The sequence below is a fragment of the Buttiauxella agrestis genome (assembly GCF_900446255.1).
Lineage (GTDB): Bacteria > Pseudomonadota > Gammaproteobacteria > Enterobacterales > Enterobacteriaceae > Buttiauxella > Buttiauxella agrestis.
On the sequence record NZ_UIGI01000001.1, the window covers coordinates 599229 to 619494 of the forward strand.

Annotated in this window: 18 protein-coding genes; 11 read left to right on the top strand and 7 right to left on the bottom strand. The window is 50.3% G+C overall.

Annotation, left to right across the window (positions count from 1 at the left end; all coding sequences use genetic code 11):
• Positions 1 to 57: 57 nt before the first annotated feature.
• The gene (gene proP / locus DY231_RS02965; RefSeq protein WP_034498723.1) at positions 58 to 1563 is read right to left on the bottom strand and encodes a glycine betaine/L-proline transporter ProP; all 1506 of its coding nucleotides are present in this window, start codon (positions 1561 to 1563) and stop codon (positions 58 to 60) included.
• A 293-nt stretch (positions 1564 to 1856) separates the two neighbouring features.
• Here proP and DY231_RS02970 point away from each other — a divergent pair, with 293 nt between their 5' ends.
• Positions 1857 to 3377 (top strand): methyl-accepting chemotaxis protein, encoded by a 1521-nt coding sequence (locus tag DY231_RS02970; protein WP_115627217.1) that lies wholly within the window; start codon positions 1857 to 1859, stop codon positions 3375 to 3377.
• A 106-nt stretch (positions 3378 to 3483) separates the two neighbouring features.
• Positions 3484 to 4515: an NADPH-dependent curcumin/dihydrocurcumin reductase gene (gene curA / locus DY231_RS02975; RefSeq protein WP_115627218.1), complete on the top strand. Its 1032-nt coding sequence runs from the start codon at positions 3484 to 3486 to the stop codon at positions 4513 to 4515.
• A gap of 43 nt (positions 4516 to 4558) precedes the next feature.
• Here the strand turns inward: curA and DY231_RS02980 are convergent, their stop codons facing one another.
• On the bottom strand, positions 4559 to 5575 hold the full coding sequence (locus DY231_RS02980; protein WP_115627219.1) for a LacI family DNA-binding transcriptional regulator: 1017 nt from the start codon (positions 5573 to 5575) through the stop codon (positions 4559 to 4561).
• 402 nt (positions 5576 to 5977) lie between these two features.
• Here DY231_RS02980 and ascF point away from each other — a divergent pair, with 402 nt between their 5' ends.
• The gene (ascF, locus tag DY231_RS02985; RefSeq protein WP_115627220.1) at positions 5978 to 7435 is read left to right on the top strand and encodes a PTS cellobiose/arbutin/salicin transporter subunit IIBC; all 1458 of its coding nucleotides are present in this window, start codon (positions 5978 to 5980) and stop codon (positions 7433 to 7435) included.
• 17 nt (positions 7436 to 7452) lie between these two features.
• The gene (locus DY231_RS02990; RefSeq protein WP_115627221.1) at positions 7453 to 8883 is read left to right on the top strand and encodes a 6-phospho-beta-glucosidase; all 1431 of its coding nucleotides are present in this window, start codon (positions 7453 to 7455) and stop codon (positions 8881 to 8883) included.
• Between the two features lie 47 nt (positions 8884 to 8930).
• On the opposite strand, the gene DY231_RS02995 is transcribed toward DY231_RS02990, so the two are convergent.
• Positions 8931 to 9866: a LysR family transcriptional regulator gene (locus DY231_RS02995; protein WP_115627222.1), complete on the bottom strand. Its 936-nt coding sequence runs from the start codon at positions 9864 to 9866 to the stop codon at positions 8931 to 8933.
• A 170-nt stretch (positions 9867 to 10036) separates the two neighbouring features.
• Here DY231_RS02995 and DY231_RS03000 point away from each other — a divergent pair, with 170 nt between their 5' ends.
• From DY231_RS03000 to DY231_RS03010, 3 genes are all read left to right on the top strand, one after another.
• Positions 10037 to 11371 carry an MFS transporter gene (locus DY231_RS03000; protein ID WP_115627223.1) on the top strand — a complete coding sequence of 445 codons (1335 nt, stop codon included), beginning with the start codon at positions 10037 to 10039 and terminating at the stop codon, positions 11369 to 11371.
• A 14-nt stretch (positions 11372 to 11385) separates the two neighbouring features.
• Positions 11386 to 12555, top strand: coding sequence for a M20 aminoacylase family protein (locus DY231_RS03005; RefSeq protein WP_115627224.1), 1170 nt, complete (start codon positions 11386 to 11388; stop codon positions 12553 to 12555).
• Between the two features lie 118 nt (positions 12556 to 12673).
• A complete protein-coding gene (locus tag DY231_RS03010; protein ID WP_305954884.1) occupies positions 12674 to 13645 on the top strand; it encodes a class I SAM-dependent methyltransferase in 972 nt (323 codons plus the stop codon).
• Between the two features lie 41 nt (positions 13646 to 13686).
• Here DY231_RS03010 and DY231_RS03015 read toward each other — a convergent pair whose 3' ends face one another.
• The 4 genes from DY231_RS03015 to DY231_RS03030 form a co-directional block, all read right to left on the bottom strand.
• Positions 13687 to 14187 (bottom strand): YjjA family protein, encoded by a 501-nt coding sequence (locus DY231_RS03015; RefSeq protein WP_115627226.1) that lies wholly within the window; start codon positions 14185 to 14187, stop codon positions 13687 to 13689.
• Positions 14188 to 14302: 115 nt separating this feature from the next.
• Positions 14303 to 14944, bottom strand: coding sequence for a TetR/AcrR family transcriptional regulator (locus tag DY231_RS03020; protein WP_081908431.1), 642 nt, complete (start codon positions 14942 to 14944; stop codon positions 14303 to 14305).
• A gap of 108 nt (positions 14945 to 15052) precedes the next feature.
• Positions 15053 to 15526, bottom strand: coding sequence for a threonine/serine exporter (locus DY231_RS03025; protein ID WP_034498674.1), 474 nt, complete (start codon positions 15524 to 15526; stop codon positions 15053 to 15055).
• Positions 15517 to 16293, bottom strand: a complete 777-nt coding sequence (locus DY231_RS03030; RefSeq protein WP_115627227.1) for a threonine/serine exporter family protein — start codon at positions 16291 to 16293, stop codon at positions 15517 to 15519. The genes DY231_RS03025 and DY231_RS03030 overlap by 10 nt, the downstream gene beginning before the upstream one ends.
• A 301-nt stretch (positions 16294 to 16594) precedes the next feature.
• On the opposite strand from DY231_RS03030, the gene pobA reads away from it, so the two are divergent.
• The 4 genes from pobA (at position 16595) to DY231_RS03050 (ending at position 20255) form a co-directional block, all read left to right on the top strand.
• Positions 16595 to 17779 (top strand): 4-hydroxybenzoate 3-monooxygenase, encoded by a 1185-nt coding sequence (pobA, locus tag DY231_RS03035; protein WP_115627228.1) that lies wholly within the window; start codon positions 16595 to 16597, stop codon positions 17777 to 17779.
• 39 nt (positions 17780 to 17818) lie between these two features.
• Entirely contained in the window at positions 17819 to 18697 is an 879-nt protein-coding gene (locus tag DY231_RS03040) for a helix-turn-helix domain-containing protein (protein WP_115627229.1), read from the top strand.
• Between the two features lie 181 nt (positions 18698 to 18878).
• Entirely contained in the window at positions 18879 to 19529 is a 651-nt protein-coding gene (locus tag DY231_RS03045) for a LuxR C-terminal-related transcriptional regulator (protein WP_115627230.1), read from the top strand.
• Between the two features lie 21 nt (positions 19530 to 19550).
• Positions 19551 to 20255 (top strand): helix-turn-helix transcriptional regulator, encoded by a 705-nt coding sequence (locus DY231_RS03050; RefSeq protein WP_115627231.1) that lies wholly within the window; start codon positions 19551 to 19553, stop codon positions 20253 to 20255.
• Positions 20256 to 20266: the final 11 nt, after the last annotated feature.

Genomic DNA, 20266 nt, shown 5'->3' on the forward strand with positions numbered 1-20266 from the left:
TAAAGCCTGAAATGAAAACGCCGGGCATTAACCCGGCGTTTGTGATGCTGCTAAAGATTACTCGTTGATGCGCGGGTGCTGATCTACCAGGTTGGTACGCTTCGCCTGTAATTCTTCAATTTCACGGTCGATATCTTCGATTTTTTGCTCGATGTTATCGTGGTGTTCCTGAACAATTTCACGCGCTTCGGCAATATCAGAAGCCGCAGGCGTTGCGCCTTTCAGCGGCTTATTCGCCGTCTCTTTCATCGTCAGACCGGTAATCAGACCGATAGCCGCCACCACCATCAGATAATAAGCGGGCATCATCAGGTTTTCGGTGGATTCCACTAACCACGCCGCAACCGTTGGGGTCACACCCGCAACCAGTACCGAAATATTAAAGGCACTGGCTAACGCACTGTAACGAATATGCGTCGGGAACATGGCGGGCAGCGTCGAAGCCATCACCCCGGTGAAGCAGTTCAGCACCACCGCCAGAATCAGTAACCCAGCAAATATCAGCCCCAGCACATTACTGTTAATCAGAATAAAGGCCGGAATCGCCAGAACAAGCAATGCCACGCTACCGAAGACAATAAACGGACGGCGGCCATAACGGTCACTCAGTAGGCCAATCATCGGCTGCACAAACAGCATCCCAATCATGATGGCGATAATAATCAGCACGCCATGTTCTTCGGAATAATGCAGGTTGTGCGACAGGTAACTTGGCATGTACGTCAGCAACATATAGTAGGTGACGTTGGTTGAAATAACGATGCCGACACAGGTCAGCAGGCTGCGCCAGTGTTTCGTCGCAATCTCTTTGAAGGAGACTTTCGGGCCTTCAGCCAGACCTTCTTTATCGCCTTGTTCGAGTTTTTCGATGTGTTGCTGGAACGCAGGAGTCTCTTCCAGCGCATGGCGCAGATACAGGCCGATAATGCCTAATGGCAACGCCAGGAAGAACGGCAGACGCCAGCCCCATTCGAGGAAGTTCGCTTCACCGACAATCGCGGTAATCAGCACCACGACGCCCGCGCCACAGACGAAACCGGCTATCGAACCGAAGTCCAGCCAGCTGCCCATAAAGCCGCGTTTACGGTCTGGTGAGTATTCCGCAACAAAGATTGAAGCACCGGTGTATTCACCACCCACTGAGAACCCTTGCGCCATTTTCGCAAGTAACAACAGGATTGGCGCCCAGATTCCAATTGTCGCGTACGACGGAATCAGGCCAATACAGAAGGTACTCAATGACATAATGATGATGGTGATGGACAGAATCTTCTGACGGCCGTATTTATCGCCGAGCATACCGAAGAACAGGCCACCCAACGGGCGAATCAGGAAGGGAACGGAAAACGTACCCAGTGCGGCGATCATCTGCACACTTGGGCTGGCATCCGGGAAGAAAACCTTACCGAGGGCGTAAGCAACAAAGCCGTACACGCCGAAATCAAACCATTCCATCGCATTGCCAAGCGATGCCGCGGTAATCGCCTTTTTCAGACGGCTATCGTCGATGATGGTGACGTCACTGACCTTAATAGGTCTGACTTTCTTTTTCCTTTTTAACATTATTATCCTCTTTTTCCTTGCGGGAGCTAAACGGTCCCGTACTAAGTGTAGTGTGCCGATTGCAAATTGAAGGTCAAAACTCCAGCACTTAGCGTCACTATGACATTTTCATTAATAACTTCATGAAATTAATGGGAAATGTGTTCCCCATCCAAAATCATTATAAAAAATATGGCTTAGTTAAAAAAGTGTGATCGTCGTCAAGTTTAACCGCTAAAGGAAATTTTTGCAGCGCCGAAATAACAATGCCACTAAAAATATTAACAATTGGATAACCTGACAGGGGAGTTGCTATGACTGCGCGCACGGCTGCCACACAGCATGAATACCTGCTCGACGACGACACGACATTGATGTCGACCACCGATTTGAAAAGCATCATTACCCATGCGAACGATGCGTTTGTGAAGGTGAGTGGTTACGAACTTCACGAACTCACAGGCCAGCCCCACAACCTGGTGCGCCACCCTGATATGCCTAAAGCCGCCTTTGCTGATATGTGGTTCACCCTGCAAAAAGGCGAGCCGTGGACCGGTATCGTCAAAAACCAGCGCAAAAATGGCGATTACTACTGGGTGCGAGCGAACGTTGTCCCGGTGGTGCGAAACGGGAAAACAACCGGATATATGTCGATTCGCACCAGAGCGAAACCGGAAGAAATTGCCGCCGTCCAGCCGCTGTACAAGGCACTTAAAGAAGGCCGTTGTCAGCGCCGTCTGTTTAAGGGGCTGGTGATCGGTAAAACCTGGCTGGGGAAAATCCCGGCCTTGCCGCTGCGCGGTCGTATTCGTTTGATTATGAGCGGCGTGTTTTTGCTGATGATGGCGGCTTCTGTTTCGCTCGGTCTGGGCGCTCTGCCGGTGCTGATTAGCGCTCTGGCGAGCGTGCTGGGTTGTTTGCTACTTGAGTGGCAAATTGCGCATCCGCTGGAAAATGTCGCTCGCCAGGCGCTGGAAGTCGCAACCGGAAACCAACAGACCGTGCAGCATCTGGCGCGAACCGATGAAATCGGCATGACGTTACGCGCTATCGGCCAGCTTGGGTTGATGTGCCGCTGGCTGATTCATGATGTCAGCCACCAGGTTGAAAACGTGCGCAGCGGGAGTGAAATGCTGGCGCAGGGGAATGTGGAATTGAATGAACGCACGCGCCAGTCCGTGGAGAATGTGCAGCAAACCGTCACCACCATGAGCCAAATGGCGGTATCGGTGCAGAACAATTCAGAAACCGCCGCCGCCGCCGATAAACTTTCAAGTTCTGCGAGCCAGGCCGCAGCGCAAGGCGGGAAAGCGATGGAAACCGTGGTGACGACCATGGACGATATCGCCGACAGCACTCAGCGTATCGGTTCTATTACCCGTCTTATCAATGACATTGCGTTTCAGACAAATATTCTGGCGCTGAACGCGGCGGTGGAAGCCGCACGTGCCGGAGAGCAGGGTAAGGGTTTTGCCGTGGTGGCTGGTGAAGTGCGCAATCTGGCACAGCGTAGCGCGACGGCGGCCAACGATATCCGCAAACTGATTGATGCCAGCGCCAACAAAGTGCAGTCCGGCACCATTCAGGTTCACGAAGCGGGGCGCACCATGAATGATATTGTCGAGCAGGTGCGCAATGTGACGCAGCTTTTGGGGCAGATCAGCCACGCCACTTCTGAGCAGGCCGAAGGGTTGTCTGATTTAACGCGCGCGGTCGCAGAGCTGGACGCTATCACACAGAAAAATGCGGCGCTGGTCGAAGAAAGTGCAGAAGTGTCGGCGATGGTGAAGCATCGGGCGACGCGCCTCGAAGATGCGGTGACGGTGTTGCACTAACAATAAAAACCGCAGAACCGCACGTTTTAACCCCTGCAATGGTTTTTTTTAGCTAGTCTGGGACAGATTGACCGTTTATTCACGACCCAAATCTACGGAGAGAATTATGACGCAGTCGTCCCAAATTAACCGCCGCGTTGTCCTGACGCAGCGCCCGCAAGGTATGCCAACCGATCAGGATCTTCGCCTGGAAGAAGAGCCCGTTCCACAGCCCGCAGCAGGCCAGTTGCTGCTGCGCACACTCTATTTATCCCTCGACCCGTATATGCGCGGGCGCATGGATGACGTGGAATCCTATACGCCGCCGCTGGCCATTGGCGATGTCATTGGCGCGGGAACGGTGTGCCGGGTCGAAAAATCTGAACACGCGGACTATAAAGCGGGTGATCTGGTGTTGGCCTACACCGGCTGGCAGGATTACGCGTTGTCTGATGGCAGCGACGTGCAGAAACTCGACTCGAATATGCAGCACCCTTCTTATGCACTCGGTTTGCTCGGCATGCCTGGTTTTACCGGTTACATGGGGCTGACGGATATCGGCCAACCGAAAGCCGGAGAAACGGTCGTTGTTGCGGCAGCCAGCGGCGCGGTGGGTTCAGTTGTTGGGCAGGTCGCGAAATTGCTCGGTGCGAAAGTCGTGGGTATTGCTGGTGGTGCTGAGAAGTGCCGTTACGTCACAGAAACGCTGAAGTTTGATGCCTGCGTTGACCACAAAGCGCCAGATTTTGCCGAACAGCTGAAAAAAGCCTGCAACAAAGGCATTGATGTCTATTTTGAAAACGTCGGCGGTGCGGTGTTTGATGCCGTTCTGCCGCTGTTGAACACTAAAGCCCGTGTTCCGGTATGCGGCGTTATCAGCCAGTACAACGGCGCTAACAGCGCTTTTGAGCAGGATCGTTTGCCGTTGTTGATGGGCACCATCCTGAAAAAACGTCTGCGCGTTCAAGGCTTTATTATCACGCAGGATTATAACGACCACTATCCTGAATTCTTTAAACAGATGAGCCAATGGCTGGCGGAAGGTAAAATTCAGTTCCGCGAAGATATTGTCGACGGTCTGGAGAATAGCGTTGAAGCATTCCGCGGCTTATTAAGCGGTAAGAACTTTGGCAAGGTGATTGTGAAAGTCGCCGAATAAAGTGAAAACGGTGGATGACGCTAACGCTTATCCACCCATTTTTTTACTTTTTATACGGCCCGTCTATTACCGAATTCCTCACTAATAAATCCGACGTAAATATATTCTCTTTGGATAAATACCCACCATCCAGCATTGAAATTAAACGGTTGATCACTTCGCTGATCATTTCGCTGACCGGATCTTTAACACTGGATAACGCCGGGGAGAGATAAGGTGCGGTAGGGATATTATCGAAGCCGATAATTGATATTTCACCGGGAACCGAAATTCCCAGATCGTTTAATTTCTTTATGGCACCGATCGCCATTTCATCATTACTGGCGACGATCGCGCTGATCTTATTTGGGTGTTGATACAGCGATTCTACTGCCGAGACTCCGCTGGCAGGCGTCCATTTTCCTTGCACGATGAAGTTATCGTTGATGCCAATAGCATATTGATTTAACGCTTCTTTATATCCGGCTAAACGCTCGATCGCGGTAGGAGAGTCCATCGATCCGGTAATAAAAGCAATATCACGATGACCGCGCTCAATAAGATGTTTGGTGGCCAGATAGCTGGAACCTTTATGGTCACAACAAATACAGTGGCTTTGGTGTTTTCTTAATTTTCGATTCACTACCATGATGGGCTGTTTGTATTGATCGATAATTTCATCCATTTCATCAATGGATAAAAAGCGCGGATAAATAATCACCGCATCACAACGTAAATCGAGCAAAAATTGAATGGCTTCCCGTTCTTCCTGGGCGCTGTGCTTACCGTCCACCAGAATAAGCTGGCGACCGTTGTCTTCTAATTTCTTGGCGGCCTGAGAAAGTATTTCGCTGAAATAGCTGCCGTTATATAACGTGTTCGTCACGACCAGCCCAATACATTCCGATTTATTAGACGCCAGATTACGTGCCAGTAAATTTGGCCGGTATCCTGCTTCCTCAATGGCTTTATAAACCTGCTCTTTGGTGGCGTCGCTCACGTATCCCTTGCCGGATAAAACGCGTGAAACGGTGGCTTTTGAGACACCGGCTTTTTTTGCCACTTCTAGCATTGTCGACATTGGAGCTTCCTGGCTTTGATGATTGCGCCCATTTTACACATTCCGCGGCGACAAAATACTGCCCTATACCCGTCATACTTCAAGCCGCTTCTTTGTTGGCTGCGTGACCTCGCCCAGGTCACTTACTTAAGTAAGCTCCCAGGGACTCGTTCCCTTGCCGCCTCTAAGCAACTCGAATTATTTAGGGTATGAAAGCGGTGTTAGTGGCCTTAAAAGGCTGATTATGGCGATCGTAATCACAAAATTAACAATATGTAAAATTAGTGTTTGATCTGTTTGTTTTGCCTGGTCAATCTAATGTGGAACCGGTTACTTATTTCTCAGAACCCTACAGACTGGCGTGGTATTACCGGTAATGATATTTGCAACTGCATGAATTTAAATAAGAAAGAGTGGTAACTCATGGCTAAGAATTATGCGGCAGTCTCTCAGTCGATAGTCGACGCAATTGGTGGCGCAGGAAACGTTGGCGCGGTCACGCACTGCATGACGCGTTTGCGGTTTGTGTTAAATGACGACAGCATCGTGGATACCGCGAAACTAAAAGCTATCAATGGCGTGCTGGGTGTTGTTCGCAGCGAAAACCAGTGCCAGGTGATCATCGGTAATACCGTTTCTCAGGCCTATGCTGAAGTGTTGAAACTGTTGCCAGAAGGGATGCAGCCAGCGGTTCCGGCAAATGGCAAAAATAAAATCACCCTGAAACGGATTGGTGCCGGGATTCTCGATGCGCTGATTGGCACCATGTCACCGTTAATTCCGGCGATTATCGGCGGCTCGATGGTAAAACTGCTGGCCATGATTCTGGATATGACCGGTGTATTCGGCAAAGGCTCTTCCACGCTGATTATTCTGAACGTGATTGGCGACGGCGCATTCTTCTTCCTGCCAATTATGGTTGCAGCCTCTGCCGCGATAAAATTCAAAACCAATATGTCGCTGGCGATTGCCATTGCTGGCGTGCTGGTTCACCCAAACTTTGTTGACCTGATGGCGAAAGCCGCCCAGGGCCAACACGTTGAATTTATGGGTATGTCGGTCACGGCGGTGAAATACACCTACACCGTGATTCCTGCGTTGTGCATGACCTGGATTCTGTCGTACATCGAGCGTTGGGTTGACCGTATCACGCCTGCGGTGACGAAAAACTTCCTCAAACCGATGCTGATTGTGCTGATCTCCGCTCCGATTGCCATCATGCTGATTGGCCCGCTGGGTATCTGGATTGGTACCGGTATTTCTTCCCTGGTTTATACCATTCACCACTATTTAGGTTGGTTGTCGGTCGCGATTATGGGTGCGCTGTGGCCGCTGTTGGTGATGACCGGCATGCACCGCGTATTCACACCATCTATTATTCAAACCATTGCCGAAACGGGCAAAGAAGGGATGGTTATGCCATCTGAGATTGGTGCCAACCTGTCGCTGGGTGGTTCATCTTTGGCAGTGGCGTGGAAAACGAAAAACCCTGAACTGCGCCAGACTGCGCTGGCCGCTGCGGCTTCGGCGATTGTGGCGGGTATTTCCGAACCAGCACTTTACGGTGTGGCGGTGCGTCTGAAACGCCCATTAATTGCGGCATTAATCAGCGGCTTTGTCTGTGGTGCGGTGGCCGGAATCGGCGGGCTGGCGAGCCACTCTATGGCGTCACCGGGATTATTTACCAGCGTACAGTTCTTTGATCCGGCAAATCCGATGAGCATTGTATGGGTGTTTGGCGTGATGATTTTGGCTGTGGTGCTCTCTTTCTTCCTGACGTTGTTGCTGGGCTTTGAAGATATCCCGGTTGAACAAGAGCAAAGTAACGAGAAAGAACCGGTACAGCCAAACGCTGTTGTTGCATCTGCAAGCGCAAACTAATTAAGAAGAGGAATCTCATGAGCGAATCTATTTTTCCGAAGGATTTTTTATGGGGCGGTGCGATTGCGGCGAACCAGGCTGAAGGCGCCTATCTTGAAGGCGGCAAAGGGCTGACCACCGTCGATACTATCCCGCATGGCAAAGACCGTTTATCGGTGAAACTGGGTATCGAGAAGCGCTTTAGTTTGCGCGATGACGAATATTACCCAAGCCACGTCGGCATCGATTTCTATCATCGCTACAAAGAAGATATCGCGCTGATGGCCGAAATGGGCTTTACCGTCTTCCGCACTTCCATTGCCTGGAGTCGTATTTACCCGAATGGCGATGAGTTAACGCCAAATGCGCAAGGCATTGCGTTTTACCGCGACATGTTTGCCGAGTGCAAAAAACAGGGCATCGAACCTCTGGTGACGCTGTGTCATTTCGACGTGCCGATGCATCTGGTGAAAGAGTACGGCTCCTGGCGTAACCGCAAAATGGTGGAGTTTTTCACCCGCTATGCGCGCACCTGTTTTGAAGCGTTCGACGGGCTGGTGAAATACTGGCTGACCTTCAATGAAATCAACATTCTGCTGCACAGCCCGTATTCTGGCGCAGGTCTGGTGTTCGAAGAAGGTGATAATAAAGAACAAGTTAAATACCAAGCAACACACCACGAATTACTGGCGAGTGCGCTGGCGACGAAAATCGCCCACGAAATCAACCCGAACAACCAGGTGGGTTGCATGCTGGCGGGCGGGAATTTTTATCCGTACTCCTGCAAGCCTGAAGATGTGTGGGCGGCGCTGGAAAAAGATCGTGAGAACCTGTTCTTTATTGATGTGCAGGCGCGTGGCGCGTACCCGTCTTACACCAAACGTGTGTTCCGCGAGAAAGGCATTACGCTAGAAATCGAGCCGGGTGATGATGAAATTCTCAAGAATACCGTCGATTTTGTTTCGTTCAGCTATTACGCCTCGCGTTGCGCGTCGGCTGATATGAACGATAACAACAGTAATGCGGCAAATATCGTGAAATCCCTGAAAAACCCGCACATTCAGGCGAGCGAATGGGGTTGGGGAATCGACCCGCTGGGTCTGCGTATCACCATGAACATGATGTACGACCGCTACCAGAAACCGCTGTTCCTGGTGGAAAACGGCCTCGGGGCGAAAGATGTGGTCAACGAGCAGGGCGAAATCAACGATGACTATCGTATTAGCTACTTGCGCGAGCACATCAAAGCCATGGCCGACGCCATCGACGACGGCATCCCGGTCATGGGTTACACCTCGTGGGGCTGCATCGATGTAGTCGCGGCATCCACCGGCGAAATGAGCAAACGTTACGGCTTCGTCTATGTCGATCGTGATGACCAGGGCAATGGCACTCTGGCCCGCACGCGCAAAAAATCGTTTTACTGGTACAAGAAAGTGATTGCCAGCAACGGCGCTGATTTAAGCTGATTGTGAGTCATGCGGCCTGGCTTTGAAGCCTGGCCGCAATAAAACGTTTAAACCCGCACCACCATCTCCAGCGCATCGCTATCTTGTAACCAGTCACGCGTGTTAATTCGCAGCATCTCCATAAAGGTATTTCCAGCCGTGGAAAGGCGCGCAATATTCGGGCATAAAATGCCGATACTGCTGGCCGGTAACACTTCACGCAAGACCAGCGGGCGCAGGTTTGGACTGTAGCCTGGAAAACGCAATCGCACTGACGTCCACATACTCACCGCGTGGGTTTGTTCCATCATGCGTGCCATTATCCATGGCGATGAGCAGTGGATGATATTTTGCGGCAGCGGCAGGTTGTAGCGGCGAAATACTTGTCCAAGAATAGAATGTTCACCCGGTTCATCCCAGTCCAGCCACGGATAATCCATCAATTTTTTCAGCGACGTCGTGTGCGTGACGGGATGCTGATTTCCGGCGATCACCGTGTTGCTCAGGGCGTACAGCGACTCGTAATACATACTGTTTTGCGAGGTGTGATTGGCCGTCGTAATCACGGCGATATCCAACCGTTGGTTTTCCAGCGCATCGTGAATTTGCTGCGGGCGGCCTTCCATCACGATGAGTTTCACTCCGGGGTAACGAGCCTGGAATTGAATCAGCGTATTGGTAAATGGCCCGTAAGAGGCGGCAGAGGTGAATCCCACCCGTAACTGGCGCATCGCTTTGCCGAGCAGATTGTCGATTTCATCACGTGCCTGGTGCAAAGAGCGGTCAATGTCTCGGGCATGGCGCAGCAAAACCTGCCCATACTCATTTAACGTTACGCCGCGTGATGAGCGTTGCAGAATCGGCATGCCGATTTCCGCTTCCATTTCCTGAATGGTTTTAGAAATGGCGGGTTGTGTGAGGTGTAACGCCTTCGCTGCTTTACCAATGCTGCCTTGCGCAGCAACTTCCAACAAAATATCTAACTGATTTAGTTTGATTTTCAATTTTCCGTCCCGCCTGAATCATCGCCGTGGTGCAAATTTTGCTCTCTCACAATACAAATAAGATAACCAAAGGCATAACTAATTTTTATGATTGTAATGTTCTTTTTTTATGCAGATAGTTAAATCAACCCCAGTTTGTTTACATCTGAGTAACAAAAAAGGACGTGAGCATGAAACAGCGTGTCAGCTATGCCCAGGTGGATGGAGGAGCCTCATCCTCGCTTCCGTATGATGCGCCGTTGGTCCCGGAGCGCGCCAACTTTAAGTCGTTGGTGGCCGTCACTCTTGGCAATGGCCTCGAGATTTACGACTTTGCTGTTTACAGCTTTTTCTCGGTGATTATTGGTCATCTGTTTTTCCCCAGCTCCGACGATTACACCTCTTTGCTACTGGCGGTGGCGACATTTGGTGTTGGCTTTGTCATGCGCCCGCTGGGTAGTCTGGTGCTCGGTAACTACGCCGACAAACACGGACGCAAAGCGGCGATGACGCTAATCCTCGGCCTGATGTCTTTAGGCGTGATGATGGTGGCGTTTGCGCCGACCTATCATCAGGTTGGGATCCTCGCCCCGGTTGTGTTGGTCGCGGGGCGCATGTTGCAGGGCTTTTCAGCGGGCGGTGAAGTGGGGGCGGCAACTTCCTGGCTAATGGAAGCAGGGCATAAATCCAGCCGTGGATCGCGGGTGAGTTGGCAGATGACCAGCCAGGGTGGAGCGGCACTGTTTGGCGCGGCAATGGGTGCGGGCTTAAGCCACGTCCTGAGCGAACAACAGCTTTACGACTGGGGTTGGCGTATCCCGTTTATTGTCGGCCTGGCGATTATGCCGATTGGTTTGTATATCCGCCGCCAGCTTGCAGAAACTCACTCGGTGACAGCCAATGTCGTGACAGAAAATCCGGCGTTGACGTTATGGCGTGAGCATCGCCGCGCCTTGTTGCTAGGCATTTTGCTGGTAATGAAAGGCACCACCACGTTTTACATCATCATTTATTACATGCCTGCTTACATGGTTAACACGCTGCATATGCCCGCCAGCACCTCATGGTGGGTAAGTTTGACGGCAGCGGCGCTGACATTATTGGTGCCGTTCTTTGGCGGTAAACTGGCGGATAAACTCCCTAAGCGAAAACCGATCCTGATCGGCTGTGCACTAGGATCGTTCATCCTGATTTGGCCAATTTTCGCCACGATTTTACACGGCGCACCGCTGGGCGTGACGCTGGCGCTGATAGCACTCGATCAGATCCTCGCCAATATCAGTTCGGCCGCCTTTTTCTTGTTGATCCTCGAAGCATTCCCAAAAGCGGTTCGCGCCTCCGGTATGGCGTTGGTTTATGCCATCGGCGTTACGTTGTTTGGCGGCTTCGCTCAGTTAATTGTGACCTGGTTGCTAAAAGTCACCGGGCAACCGATGGCTCCCGCCTGGTATTTGATGTTCTGCGCCGTTGTGACTTTCGCGGCATTACTTGCCTGGCATGAACGCAAAACTTTCTGTGATGAATAAAAAGGAATAACCCTATGCTTATTAAAGAAATTCTTGATAACGAAGCAGAAATGATCGCGATTCGCCGCGATTTTCACCAACATCCGGAATTAGGTTTTGAAGAGTTCCGCACCAGCGATCGCATCGCCCAATTGCTGAAGGACTGGGGTTACGAAGTGCATCGTGGCCTGGGCGGAACAGGCGTGGTTGGGACATTAAAAGTCGGGAATGGCGGTAAGCGTCTGGGGATCCGTGCTGATATGGATGCACTGCCGATGCAGGAGCAAACCGGGCTGCCATGGGCCAGTGTGAACGCGGGGAAAATGCATGCCTGCGGCCATGATGGACACTGCGCTATTTTATTGTCGGCGGCACGTTATCTGGCAGAACATCGCCCATTCAGCGGGACGCTGCATTTGATTTTCCAGCCGTCAGAAGAGTCTATCGGCGGCGCTAAGAGAATGATTGATGACGGTTTATTCAAACTCTTTCAGTGTGATGCGGTGTTTGGCTTGCACAATTTCCCGCTGCTTCCTGCCGGGGAAATTGCCACCAAACCTGGCGCACTGATGGCCTCGTCAGACAGCATGACGATCACGCTTGAAGGCAAGGGCGGCCACGGATCGATGCCGGAGCACTGTATTGATCCCACGGTGGCGGGGGCGTCGATCGTGATGGCGCTCCAAACTATTGTCTCGCGCAATGTCGATCCGCAAGATTCAGCGGTGGTGACGGTCGGGAGCCTGCAAAGCGGCACCACGCATAACATCATCCCGCACAGCGCGGTGCTGAAGCTCAATATGCGTACCTTTAAGTCTGAGGTGCGTGATGCAGTGAAACTGCGCATTCAGCAGCTGGTTCATGCTCAGGCGGAAAGTTTTGGCGTGAAGGCGTCGATTGCGGTGGATTTCGGCTACCCGGTGACGGTGAATGATCCCCAGCAAACTGAGTTTGCTCTGCAGATCGCACGCGACGTTTTTGGTGCTGATAAAGTCGCGGATCCTGCGACGGTGAAAAGTGCGATGGGCAGCGAAGATTTCTCGTTCATGCTCGAAGAAGTTCCCGGCTGCTATCTGTGGTTGGGTACGGCGACCGGCAACAATGACTACTCGGTTCACCATCCTTTATATCAGTTTAACGATGCCTGTATTTCCAGCGGCGCGACCTACTGGGTCAAGCTGACTGAGTCATTCTTACGCTCGTAAATTACAACTTTCTGCTGACGGTGAATAACCCTGGGTTTTCTAGACTGAAAGAAAACGTCAGCAGAGGTTATACATGTCCTGGCAACCTTTTCTCTCAGTGATCCCAGGAGCTGTGCCTGTGGATCTCGCCGTAAAAAATATCACTTACAGCGACATAAGTGATGACTGGCCGATGAAGGATCAGGTTTCAGAACAGATCGACGATATTAACCTGCAGTTAGTCAACGATCCGACGCTTGAGGCGCCGGAGATCTTCTTAGATAGCGAGGGAAAACGCCGCATACGCTGTCGCAATAAACTCTCGGAACTCGCTTTCCATCATCGTCCTGCCCTCGAAGAATGGCGTTGCCAGCTGGTTCCTACCGCGCTGGCACTTTGGGCTGTACAGCATCCGCTGGCGGAGCGCCTGATAAGCGGTGGGGAAATGGATATCCACAGCCGACCCTGGTTTATCCACGCCAATGATGCGCGAGGGATTCGCTCGCGCGCCAAAGTGATGGCGAGCATTGCGGATATTCATCTTAATAATAGTGTCTCAGGAAATTGGGTGAGCCTGGCCTGTGGCGCGGCGGTGCCGGTTTTAAAGACGCTGCGTGGGGCAAAACTCAGGGCGCAAAAATTCACTTTATTGCTGATTGATCACGACCGGCAATCGCTGAAATTTGCCCGAGGCCTTGCGACACAATATGGGCTGGTGGAAGGGCATCATTTTCAGTTACTGATGCGCAATTTATTCGACCGGATGGTGGTGAGTGACAAACTGGTTCAGGAGTTAGGCGAACAGTCTGCGGAGCTGGTTGATGGTCTGGGGATATTTGAATATTTCTCGGAGTCCGAAGCGGTGCATTTTATTCGCCACGCGCTACGTTTGGTCAAACCCGGCGGCGTATTGATCGTTTCAAATATGCTTAAAACCAGTCCGCAAATTGATTTCGCGCTGCGTTGTGTGGGCTGGACGACGATATATCCGCGAACGCTTTTCGAGCTGAGGGATATTGTTCTGGCGGCGGGAATCAATCTGCAAAATGTCACGGTGACATTACCCAGCGACGGGGTTTACGCGGTGCTGGAAATCAATGTGAAGCAATAAACCTGCTCAGACTTTAATTAAGGAATGAGCAGGTCATCTTATTAAGACAGGTAATTCATGCCTTGTTTCAGCACAAAATCACATGCCTGAGTTTTTACTTTTTCTGCCAGGGATGAGTTGCCGATGGTATTCAGATTCACCTGCTGGTCTTTACCGGTATTGAGCAGCCCCATCAAGCCCTGGGTGTAATCTTGCGGCTGGCTTTCTTTGGTGCCGCTGTCCAAGCCCAGCTTATCGAGAAGTTGGTTCTTCACGTTGTCGGTATTGGTGGCGGAAACCAGCTTGTTCTTCATGCAGTACTGCAAGATGCCTGCGGCGTTGGTCATAGTGTCAGCACTCAGGGCGTTAGTTCCGCCGCCGAGCAGGCTGGTCAGTGAGGCGACAGAGTTGCCCGTGGTGCCAGTATTGCTGGTGCTGGTGGATTTGCTTAACTCATTTGCCGCGCTGGAGAGCTGATCCTGCCAGCTTGCTGCCATCGCCTGACCGGCAAATACGGATGTTGCCAGTGCCAGAGCGCATAAAACCTTTTTGCTTGCTTTCATCTGTTTATACTCTTTTCGATAACCTGCATTGCAGGAGAATTTTCGTCGAGTATAGCGCTTTCTCTGAACTCATTAGAGTTCAGAGAGTTCTTAAAGCTTCCAGATTGCGGGGTTTTTATGGCCCGATGTAGCGCAGCACGACTTTTACCGCCATTTCACGGTAATGCGCGGTGCTATCAACCGGCTCTGAACCATCTTCAAAGAAGTTCGAGAATGTGTAGCTGTTCGCGACATGGTAGAAGCTAAAACTACTGATCAGGCGGTGTACGTCTTTGGCCGTCACGAGCTTATTAAACAGCTGTTTTTCCTGGCCGCGGGTTAACACATCTTCGAGTAATTCCAGGGCGCTGCGGTTTATTTCGCGCAGGTAGGCTGACTCTTTCACAAAGCGCCCGCGCTGCATGTTTTCCATGCAAATAATACGAATGAAATCCGGATGGGTGGCGTGGAAATCAAATGTCCATTCCACCAGTTCCACCATGGCTTCGACCGGCGGTTGATGAGACAGATTTAGCTGGCGTTCACAGCTGCGGATTTGGGTGTAGACATATTCAAGCACCTGAACATAAAGCAGTTCTTTGCTCTTGAAGTGATAAACCACCATGCGTTTTGTGGTGTTGGCCTTTTCTGCGATTTGCTCCATGCGTGCGCCGTTAAGGCCAAATTCAGCGAACAAACTAATGGCGCTGAAGAAAATCTTTTCTTTCAGACTGGCGTCATCAAAACGCTCAGGAAGATAAATTTCGTGGGTTTCCACGCAAGGCTCCTTAATGTCATCAGGCCGCTGGTACCGCCCAGGCCAGATGACATTAAAACAAGTTTGCGCGGGCAAAGCACTGATGAGTTAGCGAAGCCCTGAAACACATCACACTCGCGGGCGTTTACGGTAAAGCCAAAGCCCCGGAATAGATAAGCCAATCGATAACGCCCCCACAATAAATGACGCTTTCAGGAAGTTGGTAAGCAACTGAATCATGAGGTCTTCGGTGTAACCAAAGTGGCTGAGTTTCACGGCCGAAATCATGGCTGTGTAGGCTGAAATTCCCGGAAACATCGGGATCACGGCGGCTACGGTAAAGACTTTGGGGTGCGCCAGGTACCAGCGCGACCACTGAATGCCGATGCTCCCGACCAGCAGCGAAGCAATAAATGTGCTCCACTCAATGTTCAGGCCAGCGGTCATCATCGCCATTCTGGAGCCGTGACCAATCGCCCCGAGTAGAGCGCAATACGGCAATGCGCGTTGCGGAACATTAAACACTAACGCAAAACCCACGGCGGGGATGGCCGCCAGCGCCATGTCTTGTAACAGCGCCAGCAAAAAGTCGATTATTCCCATCCTTTTAGCCCCCATAACGACATCGCCATCACCACACCAATGCAGGTGGCCAGTGTGAGTAAACTGGCCATTGCCCATCGGGCAAGCCCGGTGTTGACGTGGCCTTTAAACATATCGGCGACGGCGTTTATTAATGGGAACCCAGGCACCAGCAGCAAGACGCTGGCCGCCATCGCAATATTTGATGTGGTGGCAAATGGCCCTTTGGCGATGAGTAAGCCAGAAATGGTGGTGGCGACAAATGCCGTGATACAGAAGTTAATCTGTGGATGTAAATGGCGTGCGGTGAGTATCAGTCGGACATACATCGCCACTGAACCTGCCAGAAACGCGATAAATGCGCCATCCCAACCGCCCTTATTGAGCTTACAGAAACAGCCGCAGGAAAGTCCGACCATCAACACCACCAACCAGCGCGGGTAACGCAGCGGTTTAATATGCTCGAAGCGCTTTAAAACATCTTTGCAATCCAATAGCTTGTGTTCGGCCATGATCACAATGTGCTGCACCTCCGTCACCACATGCATGTTGATGCCGCGGTCGATGTTTTTGCGCGTGGTCGTGAGGCACTGATTATCTTTGATGGTACTCAGAACAATGGCGTTCGCTGAAATGGAGCTTTCAACGCTATCCATCCCTAAAGCGATGCCCAGACGGCTGGAAAGTTCTTCAACCAGCGCACTTTCCGCACCGTGTTGCAGCAAGAAAAGACCGCATTGAATACAGAGCCGGGTGACATCGCGCTGTAAGTTTACTTCTGTCGACATGCCTGTCCTTTAATAGATGAAAGCGGTGGCACCGCTCAAATTTTAACATCTCCCATTATTAACATAGGCCACCCCCCGTACTCAGGCGGGCCAGATCAACATTTAGCCAGATAACCTATTTCGCACACTATTTCGGCGAAATATGAACTCGCCCACACTCTTAGTGCCAGTTTCGAAAAGTGCACGTTTCAGTCCGATTTTGGCCTTCTTTTTCCCTCTGATGACGATAAAAATGCATGAATGCGCATTTATGAAACATAAAAGCAACATTCATATAACCGTAGGTCAGAGAGCGTATCCTATGAAAACTCAAGTCGTCATTATTGGTGCTGGCCCGTCGGGTTTGTTGTTAGGGCAATTGCTGCACAAAGCAGGTATCAGCAATATCGTGCTCGAAAGACAAACCCCCGAACATGTTTTAGGGCGTATCCGGGCGGGAGTTCTGGAAAGCGGAACTGTCGATTTGCTGCGGGAAGCGGGCGTCAGCGAGCGAATGGATGCCGAAGGATTGGTTCATGAAGGCGTTGAATTTTTGGTTGATGGCCAGCGAATCCCTGTTCCGCTCAAAGAATTGACGGGCGGAAAGACGGTTATGGTGTATGGCCAGACTGAGGTCACACAAGATTTAATGGATGCGCGGCGGGCAACGGATGCCGTCTCAATGTATGGGGTCAGCAATGTGCAATTGTTTGATGTTAAAAGCGATTCCCCATACGTCACTTTTGAAAAGCAGGGCGAAACTTATCGTATTGATTGTGACTATATTGCGGGCTGCGACGGGTTTCACGGCGTTTCTCGCAAAGCCATTCCTGCACAAGTCACGCAAGAGTACGAACGTGTTTATCCCTTTGGCTGGTTAGGCCTGTTATCTGACACACCTCCTGTGAATCATGAGTTGATTTACGCCCATCATGAGCGCGGGTTTGTTTTGTGTAGTCAGCGCTCACTAACCAGAAGCCGCTACTATTTGCAGGTTCCGCTGAGCGATAACGTGGAAGCGTGGCCCGATGAACGCTTCTGGGATGAGCTAAAGCAGCGTTTGCCACAAGAGTTGGCAGAAAAGTTAGTGACTGGTCACTCACTTGAGAAAAGTATCGCGCCGCTGCGTAGTTACGTGGTCGAGCCGATGCAGTATGGCAACCTGTTCCTGGTGGGAGACGCTGCACATATCGTGCCGCCAACCGGTGCGAAAGGGCTGAATCTGGCGGCGTCCGATGTGAATTATCTGTACCGGATTTTGAAAAAGGTTTATCACGAAGGGCGAACTGACCTGCTGGAAACTTACTCGCCGATGGCGCTACGCCGGGTCTGGAAAGGCGAACGTTTTAGCTGGTTTATGACCAATCTGCTGCATGATTTTGCAGGCATGAACGCGTTTGATCGCAAGATGCAGCAGGCGGACCGGGAGTATTACCTGAAATCACGCGCCGGGCTGACGACGATTGCAGAAAACTATGTTGGGCTTGTTTTCGAATCCGTTGAATAAACTACACTTGTTCGAGGTAACTTTGGACAAGAGGATGGTATGAGTCTGAACACCGGTATTCCGGTCTTTAAACTTTATGGTGAAAGCCGCATTTGGCCTGCGGCGGATTTGCTGCATTGTGAGTCTATTCACAGTCGCAGCAGTCTATATGAATGGCATATTCGTATTCATCAGCATGCCGATTTGGTTCAGTTGCTGTATCTGCATAAAGGGCAGGTGGAGATAGATATTGAAGGCGAGAAGCATCACGTGGCTCATGCCTGTCTGCAAGTGGTGCCTGCATTATGTGTGCACGGTTTTAAATTTTCACCCGGCGCTCAGGGTTACATTCTTTCGTTTTCAGCGCCCTTGATGGCCCAATTTGAACAGCAGTTTGGCCGACCTTTGCAAGTGTTAGCGCAAGCCGCTTGCGTCCCGGTGAAGGGTTCACGCAGGCAAATTAATACGTTGTTCAGCACATTACAGAATGAGTATGAAGGACAGGGCGAGGCACGAGATATGATGCTTCATTCGCTGATTAGTGCGCTGTTGGTCTGGCTTAATCGCCAGTGCGCTCCCGCGCCTGGCGGCAGTTCGCGTGTTGAACGAAAGCGTTCTGTTATTCATCAGTTTAATCAATTAGTGGAACGCCACTATCGTGAGCAATTATCGGTAACGCATTATGCAACGGTGGTGGGTTTATCGAGCGTTCATCTGAACAACTTGTGCCATGAGTTTTATGGCTGTAGCGCGCTTAACGTTCTGCATCAGCGCGTGTTGCTTGAAGCCAGGCGTAGTTTGCTTTATACCAGCATGACGATAAGCCAGATCTCGGAATATCTTGGATTCAGCGATGCGACTTATTTTTCTCGTTTTTTCCGCCGTTATACCGGGACGACACCAAAAGGTTTTCGCAATCATCCCATTCATGAGATGTAATATATTTAATAAAAATTAATGCGCTATTAACTATGGCTAATTTAAAACATCAGAAATTTGTAAATAATGTCACTGACGGAAATAATATTTCATCATAAATATTTCTTTCTGTTTTAAATGTTGACTGAGAAGTCTTATCCTTCCTTTTTATAGTTTGTTATATATTAGTCAAAGGAATGATATGGAAAATAATATCACTGTAAATAATATTTCCAGTCCCGTAATGGTTGTGGTGCCTTGTGTATTAACCGCAGCAGGAATCGTCAATAAGCTACAGACTCAGTTAAAAATAAAGGGAGCAGCTAAGGTTCTCAAACGGCTTGATGAAGCATACTCGGGGATTTTAAAAACACCTGACGTGGTGGTTATTTTAAATATCAGTGAATCAACCAGCCAACTTGCCGAAGAGATAAAGTTTATTAACTGGTGCCGGACGGTACAACCTTTAGCGAACATCATTGCTTACACTCGTAATCATAAAGTCAGCGTACTGAATTATATTGCCGCTTTGGGGGTAAAAGTTATTATTTCCCAATATGAGCCAACCGCGACTTTCTCCGATCTGGTCAGTAAATCTTTTAATTCAAAATCAATGCTGTGTAGCCCGATCGTTAAAAGTATCCTGGAAGAAAGAATTACCACTGAGTTAACGGTGTGCGAAGTTCAGGTCATTGGGCAATTATTCCTTGGACATAATGTTAGCCAGGTGGCTCATAACTTAGGGCGCGATATCAGAACGGTGAGTGCGCACAAAAGACATGCTATGGAAAAACTGGGGCTGAACTGCGAGAAAGATCTTCACGTTTTAGGCTGTGCGTTGTCAGGAAAATAGCGGTTTTATAAGGAGATAAAAATGCAGGAAAGCAAAACAAGGATTTTTTTGCGCAATCCATTTTGTCGCGCGGCCATTATGAGTAAGCGGCCATTAATGTGTGAGGGTTTGCAGGTGATTATGGCGGAGAAGGCACCGCAGTCATCACTGGTCTTACTTTCTGATTACTCACAGCTTACACCCGAAGTATTGCTCCAGATTGATGTCGTGGTACTTGAGTTAGACAGTTCGCTGCAAGAAATATTCAATGAATGTGAACGCCTTAATTCACTGCAAAATCAGTATCGACAGGTTCACTGGATTATTACCTTACCCGCCCATTTGACAAATATCGCCATTGAACGCCTGCTGACTTCCAGAACGTCATTACTTTCTTTGCATGAGCCGATGAGCAGTATTATTGAACATGTCTTTAATAGCGGCGGTGAAGTCGAAAGAATTAGCAGGCTGTTATTGCAAGAGAAAGCGGCGCAATCAACCAGTGCGGAAGTGGTCAATACGAATCTGACTTTTTCTGAGCGTCGCGTGTTACGGCTTATCAGCAAAGGTTGGCAATTGACGCAAATTGCGACACTGCTCGAGAAGAATTATAAAACCGTCAGTGCGCAAAAAAGCAGTGCGCTGCGTCGTCTGTCATTGAAAAGTGATGCTGAAATGTATGCGTGGATGATCAGTGAACAGGGTATGCAGGAGCTGAATTTGTCGCCGCAAAACCCGGTAATGTGAAGTTTGTCAGA

Coding starts and splice junctions, on each gene's coding strand:
- DY231_RS03045 (WP_115627230.1), top strand. CDS start 18,879: ATGGAAAATAATATCACTGTAAATAATATTTCCAGTCCCGTAATGGTT.
- DY231_RS03040 (WP_115627229.1), top strand. CDS start 17,819: ATGAGTCTGAACACCGGTATTCCGGTCTTTAAACTTTATGGTGAAAGC.
- DY231_RS02980 (WP_115627219.1), bottom strand. CDS start 5,575: ATGTCGACAATGCTAGAAGTGGCAAAAAAAGCCGGTGTCTCAAAAGCC.
- DY231_RS03050 (WP_115627231.1), top strand. CDS start 19,551: ATGCAGGAAAGCAAAACAAGGATTTTTTTGCGCAATCCATTTTGTCGC.
- curA (WP_115627218.1), top strand. CDS start 3,484: ATGACGCAGTCGTCCCAAATTAACCGCCGCGTTGTCCTGACGCAGCGC.
- DY231_RS03015 (WP_115627226.1), bottom strand. CDS start 14,187: ATGAAAGCAAGCAAAAAGGTTTTATGCGCTCTGGCACTGGCAACATCC.
- DY231_RS02990 (WP_115627221.1), top strand. CDS start 7,453: ATGAGCGAATCTATTTTTCCGAAGGATTTTTTATGGGGCGGTGCGATT.
- DY231_RS03025 (WP_034498674.1), bottom strand. CDS start 15,526: ATGGGAATAATCGACTTTTTGCTGGCGCTGTTACAAGACATGGCGCTG.
- DY231_RS03005 (WP_115627224.1), top strand. CDS start 11,386: ATGCTTATTAAAGAAATTCTTGATAACGAAGCAGAAATGATCGCGATT.
- DY231_RS03030 (WP_115627227.1), bottom strand. CDS start 16,293: ATGTCGACAGAAGTAAACTTACAGCGCGATGTCACCCGGCTCTGTATT.
- ascF (WP_115627220.1), top strand. CDS start 5,978: ATGGCTAAGAATTATGCGGCAGTCTCTCAGTCGATAGTCGACGCAATT.
- DY231_RS03000 (WP_115627223.1), top strand. CDS start 10,037: ATGAAACAGCGTGTCAGCTATGCCCAGGTGGATGGAGGAGCCTCATCC.
- proP (WP_034498723.1), bottom strand. CDS start 1,563: ATGTTAAAAAGGAAAAAGAAAGTCAGACCTATTAAGGTCAGTGACGTC.
- DY231_RS02970 (WP_115627217.1), top strand. CDS start 1,857: ATGACTGCGCGCACGGCTGCCACACAGCATGAATACCTGCTCGACGAC.
- pobA (WP_115627228.1), top strand. CDS start 16,595: ATGAAAACTCAAGTCGTCATTATTGGTGCTGGCCCGTCGGGTTTGTTG.